The sequence below is a fragment of the Paraburkholderia agricolaris genome, assembly GCF_009455635.1.
Taxonomy (GTDB): Bacteria; Pseudomonadota; Gammaproteobacteria; order Burkholderiales; family Burkholderiaceae; genus Paraburkholderia; species Paraburkholderia agricolaris.
On sequence record NZ_QPER01000001.1, the window covers coordinates 416,826 to 431,160 of the forward strand.

Genomic DNA, 14,335 nt, shown 5'->3' on the forward strand with positions numbered 1-14,335 from the left:
TGCTGCGTTACTTTCTGCTGGCAGTGCGTTTCAACAGCGGCGCCAGATACCTGCCGGTAAAACTTGCCTTCGACTTGGCGACCTGCTCCGGCGTGCCTTGCGCAATGATCTGGCCGCCGCCGGCACCGCCCTCGGGGCCGAGATCGATGACCCAGTCGGCGGTCTTTATTACATCGAGATTATGCTCGATGATCACGACGGTATTACCCTGGTCTCGCAAACGATGAATGACTTCCAGCAGCAATGCGATGTCGTGAAAGTGCAGACCGGTGGTCGGCTCGTCCAGGATGTATAGCGTGCGACCGGTATCCCGCTTGCTCAGTTCCAAAGATAGTTTGACGCGTTGCGCCTCGCCGCCCGACAGGGTGGTGGCCGACTGGCCCAGCCGGATATAGCCCAAACCCACGTCCAGCAAGGTTTTCAGCTTGCGCGCGACGACCGGGACCGGCTTGAAGAACTCGTAGGCGTTCTCCACCGTCATGTCGAGCACTTCGCTGATGTTCTTGCCCTTGTACTGCACGTCGAGCGTTTCACGGTTGTAGCGCTTGCCGTGGCAGACGTCGCAGGGAACATAGACGTCCGGCAAAAAGTGCATTTCCACCTTCAGCACGCCGTCGCCCTGGCAGGATTCGCAGCGTCCGCCCTTCACGTTGAACGAGAAGCGGCCCGGATCGTAGCCGCGTTCTTTCGCCGCCGGCACGCCCGCGAACAGTTCGCGGATCGGCGTGAACAGGCCCGTGTAGGTCGCGGGATTCGAGCGCGGCGTGCGGCCGATCGGCGACTGGTCGACGTTGATGACTTTGTCGAAATGCTCCAGACCTTCGATCGATTCGTACGGTGCCGGCTCGGTAGACGAGCCATACAGGTGATGCGCGACCGCGTGGTACAGCGTGTCGTTGATCAGCGTGGACTTGCCCGAGCCGGACACGCCGGTCACGCAAGTCAGGAGGCCCACCGGCAGATCGAGCGAGACGTGCTGCAGATTGTTGCCGTACGCCTCGATGATGCGCAGACGCCGTTCGTCCGGTTCCTTGCGCTCGTCCGGGAATTCGATGTTGCGGGCGCCGGACATGTACTGCCCGGTCATCGATGCAGCGTTTGCCTCGACCTGCTTGGGCGTGCCTTCTGCGATCACCATGCCGCCGTGCTCACCCGCGCCCGGACCCATGTCGACCACATAGTCGGCCATGCGAATCATGTCTTCATCGTGCTCGACGACGATCACCGAGTTGCCGAGGTCGCGCAAATGCTTGAGCGTGGCGATCAGTCGATCGTTGTCGCGCTGATGCAGACCGATCGACGGCTCGTCCAGCACATACATCACGCCGGTCAAACCCGAACCGATCTGCGAGGCGAGGCGAATCCGCTGCGCTTCACCGCCCGACAGCGTTTCCGCGCTGCGTTCGAGCGACAGGTAATCGAGCCCGACGTTATTCAGGAACATCAGACGCGCGACGATTTCCTTGACCACCTTGTCGGCGATTTCGCGCTTCGAGCCTTCGAGCCGCAACGTCTGGAAATAGCCGAGCGCGTCGCGCAACGGCCAGCCGCTGATTTCGAAGATGCCGCGCGCGTCGCCGTCAGAGCCGATCCGCACGAAACGGGCCTCCCGGCGCAGCCGCGTGCCGGCGCAGGCCGGGCAGGGCTGGTTGTTCTGATACTTCGCGAGTTCCTCGCGCACCGCGACCGAATCGGTCTCGCGGTAGCGTCGCTCCAGATTCGGGATGATCCCTTCGAACACATGCTCGCGCACGGAAGTGCGGCCGCGCTCGTTGATGTACGAGAACGGAATTTCCTGCTTGCCCGAACCGAACAGCAGAATCTTACGGACTTTCTCCGGCAGGTCTTCGACGGCCGTGTCGATGTCGAACTCGTAGAACGCCGCGAGACTTTGCAGCATCTGGAAGTAAAACTGATTGCGCCGGTCCCAGCCCTTCACCGCGCCTGCCGCCAGCGATAGCGACGGATGCGCGACGACCCGCTTCGGATCGAAGAAGGTGATCTGGCCGAGGCCGTCGCACTCCGGGCAAGCACCCATCGGGTTGTTGAACGAGAAGAGGCGCGGCTCCAGTTCCTGCAGCGAATACGAGCAGATTGGGCAGGCGAACTTCGAGCTGAACAGATGCTCCTTGTCCGTGTCCATTTCCAGCGCGATTGCCCGGCCGTCGGCGAGGCGTAGCGCCGTTTCGAACGATTCGGCGAGACGCTGCTTCATATCGCCGCGCACCTTCAGACGGTCGACGACGACGTCGATCGTATGCTTGTCGTTTTTCTTCAGCTTCGGCAGCGAGTCGACTTCATAGATCTTCGCGACGCCTTCGTTGGCGGTGCCGCCGCCCGAGCGCACGCGAAAACGGATGAAGCCCTGCGCCTGCATCTCCTCGAACAGTTCGACGTGCTCGCCTTTGCGGTTCGCTACCACCGGCGCGAGGATCATCAGCTTCGTCTCTTCCGGCAGGGCGAGCGCCGCGTCGACCATCTGCGAGACGCTTTGCGCTTCCAGCGGAATTTCGTGGTCCGGACAGTATGGCGTGCCGACCCGGGCGAACAGCAGCCGCAGATAGTCATGAATTTCGGTGACGGTGCCGACCGTGGAGCGCGGATTGTGCGAGGTCGCTTTCTGCTCGATCGAGATCGCCGGCGACAGGCCTTCGATCAGATCGACGTCCGGCTTTTCCATCAATTGCAGGAACTGGCGGGCGTAAGCCGAAAGACTTTCGACGTAACGCCGCTGTCCTTCCGCATAGAGCGTGTCGAACGCGAGCGACGATTTACCCGAACCGGACAGGCCCGTAATCACGACAAGCTTGTGACGTGGGAGGTCGAGATTGACGTTCTTCAGGTTGTGGGTGCGAGCCCCACGGATACGGATTTGTTCCACGCGTTATTCCAAGACTTGGCCCGTGACCTGGCGGAAAGAGGAGGAGGCTAAACCTGCTACTATAACGACTTTTCAAGACCGCCGTTACGGCTTCCTGACAGCCCGAAGAAGGCATGAGGCAAGCTGTAAGGCAGCGGTCCAGCGCCGCGGAGAAGAGGTCTAACTGGGGCCGATTTCCGCGAGTACAAGGCGCCGCGAGGCTCCAGACGGGCGTGTAGCAAGGCCGCCGGCCCGAATGCCGCGCCGCATGCTTGCCGCCCAGCTCATTCAAAGAACGCTCCCGATGTCCAATCCGTCTGCTACATCCTCACGCATGAGCGCGCCTGAAATGCGCGCGACCGTGTCGCTTGCCGCCATCTTCGCGCTGCGCATGCTCGGTCTCTTCATGATCATGCCGGTGTTCTCGATCTACGCGAAGACCATCCCTGGCGGCGACAACGTGCTGCTGGTGGGGATCGCGCTCGGTGCGTACGGCGTAACGCAGTCGATGCTGTACATCTTCTACGGCTGGGTCTCCGACAAGGTTGGCCGCAAACCGGTCATTGCGACCGGCCTGCTGATCTTCGCGCTCGGCAGCTTCGTCGCGGCGGGCGCCCACGACATGACATGGATTATCGTTGGCCGGGTAATTCAGGGCATGGGCGCGGTGTCGTCCGCAGTGATCGCGTTTATTGCCGACCTGACCTCCGAAGAGCATCGCACCAAGGCGATGGCGATGGTCGGCGGCAGTATCGGCATTTCGTTCGCGGTGGCGATTGTCGGTGCGCCGATCGTGTTCCAGTGGGTCGGCATGAGTGGTCTGTTCACGCTGGTCGGCATCTTCTCGATTCTGGCGATCGGTCTCGTGCTGTGGGTCGTGCCCGATGCGCCCAAGCCGGTGCACGTGCGCGCGCCGTTCGCCGAGGTGTTGCATAACGTCGAACTGCTGCGTTTGAACTTCGGCGTGCTCGTGCTGCATGCCACGCAAACGGCGTTGTTCCTCGTCGTGCCGCGTATTCTCGAGGCCGGCGGCCTGCCGGTCGCGTCGCACTGGAAGGTGTATCTGCCGGTGATGGGTCTCTCGTTCGTGATGATGGTCCCGGCGATCATCGCGGCAGAAAAGCGCGGAAAAATGAAAATCGTGCTGCTGTCGGCGATCGGTCTTATCCTGATCGGACAGTTGTTGTTAGGCGTCGCACCGCATACGATTCTGAGTGTGGCGGCGATCCTCTTTGTTTATTTTCTGGGCTTCAATATTCTTGAAGCGTCGCAACCTTCGCTGGTGTCGAAACTGGCGCCTGGCACCCGCAAGGGCGCGGCGGCAGGCGTGTACAACACCACGCAGTCGATCGGTCTTGCACTGGGCGGCGTGGTCGGCGGCTGGCTGCTGAAAGTGGACGGCCAAAGCGCCGTATTCTTTACCTGCTCGGGCCTGGTCTTTTGCTGGCTTATAATCGCCGCACAGATGAAACAGCCGCCGCGCAAGGCGTAAAAAGGCTCACTCAGAACTCACCTGGCGGCGGGCTGAGGCGCAGTTCCGGTCTCCGGCCCGCTGGCTTGAGACGTGAATCGTGTGTTGCCGCGCCGCCCGCAACGGAATCAACAGGAGAAACTCATGGCATCCGTGAACAAGGTCATTCTCGTCGGCAATCTCGGAGCCGATCCGGAAGTCCGTTATCTTCCGAGCGGCGACGCAGTGGCGAACATCCGCCTTGCAACGACGGATCGGTACAAGGACAAGGCGTCCGGCGAAATGAAGGAAGCGACTGAATGGCACCGCGTGTCGTTCTTCGGCCGGCTGGCTGAAATCGTGTCCGAATATCTGAAGAAGGGCTCGTCGGTGTACCTGGAAGGGCGCATCCGCACCCGCAAGTGGCAGGCGCAGGACGGCACCGACCGTTACTCGACCGAAATCGTCGCCGAGCAGATGCAAATGCTGGGTGGCCGTGGCGGCTCGATGGGCGGCGGTGGCGACGAAGGCGGTTACAGCCGCGGTGAGCCGTCGGAGCGTAGCGGCGGTGGTGGTGGTGGTGGCGGCCGTGCGGTCTCGGGCGGCGGCGCTTCGCGTGGCGGCAGCGGTGGCGGCGGCGGTGGTTCGAGCCGTCCGAGCGCGCCGGCCGGCGGCGGGTTTGACGAGATGGACGACGATATTCCGTTCTGAGGTCGCGTAACCACAGAATGTAAAATCGGCCCCGCTTTCTAGCGGGGCTTTTCTTTTTGTATCTATAAAAACCGACGCGTATCACGCCCTGGTCGTGTCGACGCCATCTTTCGGACATGCGATCATCGCCCGTCCAATTGTCCATCTCCTGTCTATGCCGATCCGGAACGCCCTGGCGACCTGCTTGCTGACGATCTGTCTTACCGTGAATGGCCCCGCTTGCGTCGCTGCCGGAACACCCAGCGCGCCAGCAATCGGGAACACAACACTGCATTTTAAAGAGCAGGGCCAGACGGCCGACGTCACGGTCGCCGAAGGTCCGGCGATTGATGGCAGACGCTCCGTGCACTATCGCGTCGAATATGCTGCCTCTGCGCAATGTCACGCTGTGTTCGAGGGCAACGCGCGGTTTTACTCGACGACCGACGACGCGGGCGATACCAGTGAAGCCCTGCCGAACGGTGACTGGGCGACGCTTAACCAGTTCCGCGACGCGAGCGCCAATGGCCTCGTCAAGATCGACCTCGATGTCGATACTGCGCATCCGCGCTATGTCGACTTTGCCCTGGAGCATCCGTCGAGCGTCGCGCCTCATTGTCTCGGCGCGGACGGCGTCGGGTTCATGGTGTTCGCCGGCCCGCCGATGAAGCTATCGAACCCGCCGGCCAAGCAGGCCGGCAAACCGCCCGCGACTTACGCAAACGTGCGCTACGCCTACACGATCGACTATCCCGACGACCTGCTGGTTGCCGGCCGGGAAGCCGACAACAGCGACGGCGTTGTCTTTTCGGCGAAATCGGGTAAGGCACAAGTCGCTGTGTGGGGCAGGTTCAACGCGAGCGAGGAGACAGCGGCGAAGATCTTGCGCGGCGAAGAAGAACTTCCTTGCGCTGGCGTGAGGGCCAGTTACGAGGTCAGCAAGCGGGATCTCGTCGCGTTTTCCTGCCAGACACCGAAGAACGAAATCGTGTATGAAAAGATGATCATTCACGGCGACACGCTCGTCGGCGTGCAATTTACCTATCCCGTCGCGGAGCAGGCGATCTGGTCGCCCGTGGTCAAGCAAATGGCGGGTTCGCTGCGTGTCGAGTAATCACCGTTCAACTTCGTCAGCGAGAATCCCTCACCGCCGGAGGTGTTCCAGCGCATCTCTCATCGGCGAACTGGAAATCACAATTGGCCCGGTAAACGGCGTATCCAGATCGACGATCACATAGATAGCGGAAGCAATAGAAACGGCTCCCAGCGAGATCATGACCAATGCCAACGCATTGCGCGGCGCGATCAAGCCGAAGCTGAGAAAAATCACGCACAACCAGAAGGTCAGCGTCACGAAGAACGGCAGGGAAATCGAACTGTGCGCTTCCTCGATGATTTTCCACCGGGCATCCACGGTTCGTCGATATTGCGTCAGCGCATCATTGAGCGCGCGCTGTTGTAAAGGATCGTGCGCTCGCAGTTGCCGCAACTGCCGGCCCACGGCGGTCAGCATGTCGCCGAGCCGCACGTTCTCCAGCTTCTGTGTGTTGTCCTGCGTTCCGATGTCCCGCGGATAGTCACCGGTCGGAGCCGTCTCGCCTGGCCACGTCGATGCAATCGCGGCCGCGGTGTAGAGGCGCAGCAGGTGCCGGGCCTCATCCGTATCGCTGCCGTATTCCCGCATGGTCGTGTCGAATTCGATCAGATCAGCCGCGAAGGTGCGCAGATCATTCGATTCGGTATCGAAGCTGGTTTTCGCCGACGCCGTCATCAGCCCGAGCACCAGAGCGGCGAACGTCACCAGCATGCCGATAACCAACTGGATGAGTTGCACGGTTTCGTGCGCCTTGTGCTCCTCGGGCAGCAACGGTCGCACCCATACGCCAAAGCCGGTACCGACAAGCAACAAAGCGAAAACCAGCAGAGCCGAGCCTATTTCTGACATAGAAATGCTCCGGAAACGCGCGCCTTGTTACTTTCTACCAACAGCCGTTCGCCGACCACCCGGGTAGTCCCGCAAATGTCCTTGCGCGAGCGGCCGCCGACTTCCGTTCGTAGGTTGAGGCAGCGCAAACGCATGCGTAACCAACCATAAAGTTTTCTGTAATCCCGCCGTAGACCCTCTATGTGGCATTCGCTTAAATTTCAAACAAAAGTTGCGGGCCTGGCCGATGGGCTTGGGCGCAGCACGCGTGGCCGAGGCTAATTCTCTGAACATCCAGCCAGGCAGCCCAATGGAGACCAGCCCGATGCTGAAAAATCTGTCGATTCGAACCTGCCTGACCCTGATGATTGTGTTCTTTGGTGTGGTGCTGTTGTTCGGCGCCGCTGCCGGACTGTTGTCGTTGCGTTCGAGCAACGCGTCGCTGCAGCAGATGTACACCGTGGACACGCCCGCAGTCGCCGATCTCGAAGGCAGCGCCGGACAGCTGTTGCGCCTGCGTCTGGCTTTGGCGACCTATGCGTCGTTGGTGGACCTGAACGATCAGGACGGCGCGACCGCGGTGCTCAAGCGGTTCGATCAGTACCAGAAAGCGTCGAACGATCGTCTTGCCCACTATCTGAGCCGTGCGAGCACGGATGCCGACGAACAACGTTTGATCAAGGACATGCAGGACAAGCGCGACACGTTCCTGCATGAGGGGGTCGATCCGGCGCTGGCCGCGCTCAAGTCGGGCGACAAGACCGCATTCGAGCAGTTGCAGGCACACAAGCTGCCGTCGCTCTATAGCGCGTACGAAAAGGCGATGCTTACGCTCGAGCAGTTGCAGCTCGATCACGGCGCCCAGCGCTATCAGGACGCACAGGATCTGTTCTACGCGATCTGCATTGCGGTGGCGGTCGGCATGGGCTTGTCGCTGCTGGGCTCCTTGATCGGGCGGGCGGTCATGGTGCGGGCCATTGTCACTCCGGTCGACGCGACTATTGCGCAGTTTCAGCGAATTGCCAACGGGGACCTGACCAGCCAGATCGACGTGACGAGCAACAATGAAATGGGCCGTCTCGCTGCGGCGTTGCGCAAGATGCAGGACTCGCTGATCGAGACGGTGAATGCCGTGCGTCACGGCACAGAGTCTATTGATACGGGCGTGAGCGAGATCGCGGCGGGCAATACCGATCTGTCGCAACGTACCGAGGAGCAGGCCGCGTCGCTTGAAGAAACGGCGGCCAGCATTGAAGAACTGACTTCGACGGTCAAGCAGACGGCGGACAATGCGAAACAGGCGAGTTCATTGGCCCAGGGGGCATCGAGCCTGGCGGCACAAGGTGGGGACCTGACCGAGCAGGTGGTGGGCACGATGCATGGCATCGTCGACGACTCGCGGCGGATTGCCGACATTGTCGGCGTGATCGAAGGGATTGCATTCCAGACCAATATTCTGGCGCTGAACGCTGCGGTCGAAGCCGCGCGTGCGGGCGAGCAGGGGCGTGGCTTTGCGGTGGTGGCGAGCGAAGTGCGCTCGTTGGCACAGCGAAGCGCGGCGGCGGCCAAGGAGATCAAAGGCTTGATCGATGCTTCGACGGCGCGGGTGCAGGCCGGCTCGCAACTGGTCGAACGTTCGGGTTCGACGATGACCGAAATTGTCGAGGCGATTTCTCGTGTGAGTTCGATCATGGGTGAGATTGCGGCGGCGGCGATTGAGCAGAGTACAGGGATCGATCAGGTGAATCTGGCCGTCGCCCAGATGGATGAAGTGACTCAGCAGAACGCTGCGCTGGTGGAGCAGGCTGCTGCGGCGGCTAGTTCGCTGGAGGAGCAGGCTCGCAGGTTGACTTCGGCTGTGGCGGTCTTCCAGACGGGGAGTGGTGTTTCTTCTTTTGCCGGTCGGCGAGGGGGAGTTGGTGCTGCGCCGGTGATGGGGGATTTGAGTGGGGTTGTAGTGGGGTGATGGTTTTTTGCCTGGTCGGCGGTTTCCTTGTTGATCTGGCTTTTTGGCCTTTCCTTGCTGTGTTAGTGGTCTATTGGCGTTGCCCCTGTGCGGGGCGGCACTTACTTTCTTTGCCGCCGTGTATAGACCGGAGACATAGCTGACAGGTGTGCGGGGACATGGTTGACACTTCCGGGTACTAAAACACCCGGTCCCGACCATGCCCTGGAACGCAAGAGACACTATGAGCCTCCGACAGGAATTTGTTCATCTGGCCAGTCAGGACACGCTGACGATGACCGAGCTGTGCCAGCGCTTTAACATCAGCCGGCAGACCGGCTACAAATGGCTCCATCGCGGCGAGCATGCGCTGGCAGATCAATCCCGACGCCCGCTCAGCAGTCCGTCGAAGACCCCCACTGCGATGGAGCAGGAAGTGGTACGGCTGCGCCAGGCCCATCCGCGCTGGGGCGGCCGCAAGATCAGCCGGCGCCTGCGTGATCTGGGCCTTGAGGCGGTGCCGCAGCCCAGCACCGTGACCGACATCCTGCACCGGCACAACCTGATCCTGCCGGCCGATTCAGCGATGAGCCAACCCTGGAAGCGCTTTGAGCACGAGCAGCCTAACGTACTCTGGCAGATGGACTTCAAGGGGCACTTTGAGACCCTCGGGAAGGAGCGCTGCAGCCCCCTGACGGTACTCGACGACCACTCGCGCTTCAGCATCCTGCTGCGCGCCTGTGGACCCACCGACACCGCTACCGTGCAGACAGGATTACGGGAGGCGTTTGGACACTATGGCCTGCCGTTACGCATCAATACCGATAACGGCTCGCCGTGGGGTTCGCCTGGCAGTCCGGGTCAGCTCACCGAGCTGGCCGTCTGGCTGATCCGGCTGGGTATCCGCATCAGTTACAGCCGGCCTTACCACCCGCAGACCAACGGCAAGGACGAGCGGTTTCACCGTACGCTGAAGGCTGAAGTACTGAACGGACGAAGCTTCGCTACCCAGCAGCACGTGCAACAGGAACTGGACCGCTGGCGCACCGTATATAACTGCGAGCGCCCGCATGAGGCGATCGGCATGGACACGCCCATCAGCCGTTACCGGCCGAGCCCCCGGGCGTATCCATCGATCCTGCCGGAGCCGGAGTACGGCCCGGATGACGTGGTGCTGCTGGTTAAATCGGATGGCCGGCTACGCTTTGAAGGACGGCACCTCAAGGTCTCGAATGCACTTTATGGACTGCCGGTTGCGGCACGCGCAAAGCCGGGCGAAGACGGCGTATTTGAATTCTGGTTTGCCCATCACCGCATCCTCACCCTTGACCTGAGGAGCGACAATCACTGACCATAAAGTGTCAATGATGTCTCCGCACGTTTGTCAACCATGTCTCCGGTCTATACACGGCGGCAAAGAAAGTAAGTGCCGCCCCGCACAGGGGCAACGCTAATAGACCACTAACACAGCAAGGAAAGGCCAAAAGACCACCGCGAAACAGACTATTAGCGAGGCAACGCCAAAAAGGCAACCCAACGAAACCGCCGAGCAGCCCAAAACCCAAACCCCAAACCCAGCCCCCAGCAAGGCTAAATCCCATTATATGAATCCAACACTCACATATTGGAGATTTTCAAAAAACCGCCCTACAATTCAGCCAACACGTTTCGTTAGCCAGAAAAAAACGGCCACAACGAGCGACAGCAAGAAAAAAACCGGAGACAAGCCACCCCATGCCCAAGACCCAAAGGCAGCACCCGCATGTCCGCGCCACCGGCAACCCGCCCTGTGCCGCGAACAAAACTGCGAGCAAAACAGGCCTCCTCTCCGGTCCCGCGCTGTAAGCGCAAAAAACCATCGAAAAGCCAATCGCCATGAATAAAGCGATGCCCACTCACGCCGCGAGCGCGTCCGAAGCCGAGCTGGCGCCGTCAGCCAATCACGCGACCCGTGCAGCGCCACAGCGGGCTCATGCCGCCAAAGCCCCGCGCGCCAGTGCGCAACCGGCCGTGGTCGACGAAATCGCGTTGCCGAGCACGCTGCTCGACGTCACACCGCAACAAGCCGGCACGCAAACGCTGTTGCGCGGCCTCGCGATTCTGGAAGCCGCCGCCGCCGGCGTGCGCGATCTGCGCACCTTCGGCGCCGCACTCGGCACGACACGCAGCACCACGCACCGGCTGGTGAGCAGCCTCGTGCAGGCGCGCTATCTCCGCCAGGTGCAAGGCGGCTATCTACTCGGCCCGAAGCTGATCGAACTCGGCACCATCGCGCTCGAACAGATGCCGCTCACCGCAGTCGCGCGTCCCCATCTCGAATCGCTCGCTGAACAGACACTCGACACGATCCACCTCGGCGTGCGCGACGGCGACGACGTGCTGTACATCGACAAAATCCCCGGCACCCGTGGCCTCGAAATGCGCTCGCGCGTCGGTCACCGGATGCCGCTGGCGTCGACGGGTATCGGCAAAGCCATGATGCTCGACCTCACGCCGGATGTGTGGCAGTCGCTTTTCGAAGCATCGCGGCGTGCGCTCGCCGGCGTCAGTTTCAAGCCGGATAACCGCCCCGACGCGCCAACCTTCATGCAACGCATGACCAACTACGCTGCCGGCGGCTATACCTTCGACCTCGAAGAAAACGAAGCATCGATCCGTTGCGTCGCAGCGCCGGTGCGCGATGCATCGGGCTCGGTGGTGGCGGCGCTGTCGGTGGCGAGCACGATTCCGTATATGTCGCTCGAACGCATGGATGAACTGATCCCGGTCGTGCAGCGCGAAGCGCGCGCGATCTCGGAAGAACTCGGCTGGCGTGCGCCGCAACCGGCAACGCGCAGGATCAAACGATGAAGCAAGTGGGTTCTCAAACGCAGGCGCTCGATCCGGTGAACGGCACCGCGGCCGCCGACGCCAGGCTCCAACACGCTGCGCTGATCGCGCTCGATTGGGGTACGACGTCGCTGCGCGCGTATCTGTATGACGCAGCCGGTAACGTACTGGCAACACGGGCCTCGACGGCCGGCATCATGAATCTGCCGCGCAGCGCGGAACAGGGTGGCTTCGACGCCGCCTTCGATGACGCGTGCGGCGCCTGGCTCGAGCAGGCACCCGATGCGTCGGTGATCGCCGCCGGCATGGTCGGCAGCGCGCAAGGCTGGGTCGAAGCACCGTATGTCGACGCACCGGCAAATGCCGATGCGCTGGTGGCCGGCATCGTCCGTGTCAAAGCCGCGGGCGGCGTGACGCTGCACATCGTGCCGGGCGTCCTGCAGCGCGGCGACCTGCCGAATGTGATGCGCGGCGAGGAAACCCAGATCTTCGGGGCACTCGGTCAGGACACCGGCGTCGTGGACAGCAGCAAGCGCGCGCTGATCGGCTTGCCTGGCACCCACGCGAAGTGGGCCGTCGTGCAGGCAGGCCGCATCGAACGTTTTCATACCTTCATGACCGGTGAAGTGTTCGCAGCACTGCGCGAACACACCATCCTCGGCCGCACGATGGATACGCCAGATCGTCCGGATACCGATGCATTCCTGCATGGCGTGAAGATCGCCCGCGACAAAGGTCAGGCGGGCCTGCTGGCTACCGTATTCAGTTCCCGCACGCTCGGGCTCACTGGACAGCTTTCGCGTGAACAGCAGCCGGACTATCTGTCGGGCCTGCTGATCGGGCACGAACTGGCCGGTCTCGAAGCCGTGCTCGCGCAACAGCACAACTCGCTCGCCGGGCAGCAGTTGCGCCTGATCGGCAATGAGGCGCTGTGCGAGCGCTATCGCGTCGCACTCGCACAATTTGGCTGCACTCACGCGGAGCTGGTGAAGTACGCCACCGAACGCGGCTTGTGGCGCGTCGCGACCCAGGCGGGGCTCGTCAATCCCACGCCCCAAGCGGCGCACGCGGGCTAACCGGTAGCGCCGCCGCTCACGAAACAAGGAACCGACATGCAACCTCACATCAATCTGCCCGCCCCGTACATGCCGCACGCGGGTCTGATCGCGGCGTTCGAGGTCTGTCCGCTGATCGCGATCATGCGCGGCGTGACACCCGCCGATGCCGCCGAGCACGCTCAGGCGCTGTACGAAGCCGGTTTTCGCATCGTCGAAGTGCCGTTGAATTCGCCGCAGCCGTTCGACAGCATCGCGGCGATTCGCAAGACATTGCCGGCCGATGCGATCGTCGGTGCCGGCACGGTGCTGCATCCGAGTTTCGTCAACGACGTTAAGTCCGCCGGCGGCGAGCTGATCGTGATGCCCCATAGCGATCCGGAAGTCGTCAGCGCCGCGAAGGCGCAAGGCATGGCGTGCGCACCGGGCGTGGCGACGCCGAATGAAGCCTTCATCGCGCTGAAAAACGGCGCGGACGTGCTGAAGATGTTCCCTGCGGAACAACTCGGCTGCCAGGTTGTGAAGGCGTGGCGCGCGGTGATCGCGGCGCAAGTGCCGCTGGTGCCCGTCGGTGGGATCACGCCGGACAACATGGGGCCGTTTTTGAGTGCCGGCGCGAACGGTTTCGGCCTCGGCTCGGCGCTGTATAAGCCGGGCCAGAGCGCGGCGGTGACCGCCTCGCATGCGAAAGCGTTCGTCAACGGATTGCGCATCGCTCGCGCAGGCGCGAAGAAATGAAGCGGCTCGCCGACAAGGTCGCGTTGATCACCGGTGCCGGGCGCGGCATCGGCGCGGCGATTGCATTCGCGTTTGCACGCGAGGGCGCGGCGGTTGTACTGGCGGAACTGGATATAGAAACGGCGCGGCAGACGGCAGAGCAGATCAGCGCGCAAACCGGTGCGCGTGCGCTCGCGGTGCATACGGATGTGACGCAATCGGCGTCGGTTCAGCACGCGGTGAGCGAGGCGGAACATGCGTTCGGCGCGCTCGACGTGCTAGTCAACAACGCCGGCATCAACGTGTTCTGCGATCCGCTGACGATGACCGACGAAGACTGGCGCCGCTGCTTCGCGGTCGATCTCGACGGCGTATGGAACGGGTGTCGCGCGGTGTTGCCGGGCATGGTCGAACGCGGCGCGGGCAGCATCGTGAATATCGCGTCGACGCATGCATTCAAGATCATTCCGGGATGCTTTCCGTACCCGGTCGCGAAGCACGGCGTAATCGGTTTGACGCGCGCGCTCGGCATCGAGTACGCGCCGCGCAATGTGCGGGTCAACGCGATCGCGCCGGGGTACGTCGAGACGCAACTGACGCATGACTGGTGGAACGAACAAGCCGATCCGGCCGCCGCGAAACAGGCAACGCTCGATCTGCAACCGATGAAGCGCATCGGCCGCCCGGAAGAAGTGGCGATGACGGCGGTGTTTCTCGCGTCGGACGAAGCACCGTTCATCAACGCCACCTGCATCACCGTGGATGGCGGCCGCTCGGCGCTGTATCACGACTGAAAAGTTTCACCGGACGACGCGCTGGCCGCGTGTGTCACAACCGGTACAAGAAGACGCGGCCGATACCTTCT

Annotated in this window: 11 protein-coding genes; 9 read left to right on the top strand and 2 right to left on the bottom strand. The window is 62.1% G+C overall.

What is annotated here, in order from left to right; all coding sequences use genetic code 11:
- Window positions 1–7: 7 nt before the first annotated feature.
- Window positions 8–2,881 carry an excinuclease ABC subunit UvrA gene (gene uvrA, locus GH665_RS01885; protein ID WP_153134437.1) on the bottom strand — a complete coding sequence of 958 codons (2,874 nt, stop codon included), beginning with the start codon at window positions 2,879–2,881 and terminating at the stop codon, window positions 8–10.
- 283 nt (window positions 2,882–3,164) lie between these two features.
- On the opposite strand from uvrA, the gene GH665_RS01890 reads away from it, so the two are divergent.
- The 3 genes from GH665_RS01890 to GH665_RS01900 all read left to right on the top strand — a co-directional run bounded on the left by GH665_RS01890 (window position 3,165) and on the right by GH665_RS01900 (window position 6,114).
- Window positions 3,165–4,352: an MFS transporter gene (locus GH665_RS01890; RefSeq protein WP_167530892.1), complete on the top strand. Its 1,188-nt coding sequence runs from the start codon at window positions 3,165–3,167 to the stop codon at window positions 4,350–4,352.
- Window positions 4,353–4,475: 123 nt separating this feature from the next.
- A complete protein-coding gene (locus tag GH665_RS01895; RefSeq protein WP_153134438.1) occupies window positions 4,476–5,021 on the top strand; it encodes a single-stranded DNA-binding protein in 546 nt (181 codons plus the stop codon).
- A 343-nt stretch (window positions 5,022–5,364) separates the two neighbouring features.
- On the top strand, window positions 5,365–6,114 hold the full coding sequence (locus GH665_RS01900) for a hypothetical protein (protein ID WP_153134439.1): 750 nt from the start codon (window positions 5,365–5,367) through the stop codon (window positions 6,112–6,114).
- A 30-nt stretch (window positions 6,115–6,144) separates the two neighbouring features.
- Here GH665_RS01900 and GH665_RS01905 read toward each other — a convergent pair whose 3' ends face one another.
- Window positions 6,145–6,945 (bottom strand): bestrophin-like domain, encoded by an 801-nt coding sequence (locus GH665_RS01905; RefSeq protein WP_153134440.1) that lies wholly within the window; start codon window positions 6,943–6,945, stop codon window positions 6,145–6,147.
- Window positions 6,946–7,249: 304 nt separating this feature from the next.
- Between GH665_RS01905 and GH665_RS01910 the strand changes: the two genes are divergently transcribed.
- The 6 genes from GH665_RS01910 (at window position 7,250) to GH665_RS01935 (ending at window position 14,264) form a co-directional block, all read left to right on the top strand.
- Entirely contained in the window at window positions 7,250–8,890 is a 1,641-nt protein-coding gene (locus GH665_RS01910; protein WP_153134441.1) for a methyl-accepting chemotaxis protein, read from the top strand.
- Window positions 8,891–9,089: 199 nt separating this feature from the next.
- Window positions 9,090–10,220 (top strand): IS481 family transposase, encoded by a 1,131-nt coding sequence (locus tag GH665_RS01915; RefSeq protein ID WP_153134442.1) that lies wholly within the window; start codon window positions 9,090–9,092, stop codon window positions 10,218–10,220.
- Window positions 10,221–10,744: 524 nt separating this feature from the next.
- Window positions 10,745–11,719, top strand: coding sequence for an IclR family transcriptional regulator (locus GH665_RS01920; protein WP_153134443.1), 975 nt, complete (start codon window positions 10,745–10,747; stop codon window positions 11,717–11,719).
- Window positions 11,716–12,774: a 2-dehydro-3-deoxygalactonokinase gene (locus GH665_RS01925; protein ID WP_153134444.1), complete on the top strand. Its 1,059-nt coding sequence runs from the start codon at window positions 11,716–11,718 to the stop codon at window positions 12,772–12,774. The genes GH665_RS01920 and GH665_RS01925 overlap by 4 nt, the downstream gene beginning before the upstream one ends.
- 36 nt (window positions 12,775–12,810) lie before the next feature.
- Window positions 12,811–13,491 (top strand): 2-dehydro-3-deoxy-6-phosphogalactonate aldolase, encoded by a 681-nt coding sequence (locus GH665_RS01930; protein WP_153134445.1) that lies wholly within the window; start codon window positions 12,811–12,813, stop codon window positions 13,489–13,491.
- Window positions 13,488–14,264 carry an SDR family oxidoreductase gene (locus GH665_RS01935; RefSeq protein WP_153134446.1) on the top strand — a complete coding sequence of 259 codons (777 nt, stop codon included), beginning with the start codon at window positions 13,488–13,490 and terminating at the stop codon, window positions 14,262–14,264. Before GH665_RS01930 ends, GH665_RS01935 begins: the two co-directional genes overlap by 4 nt.
- The last annotated feature ends 71 nt before the right edge of the window (window positions 14,265–14,335 follow it).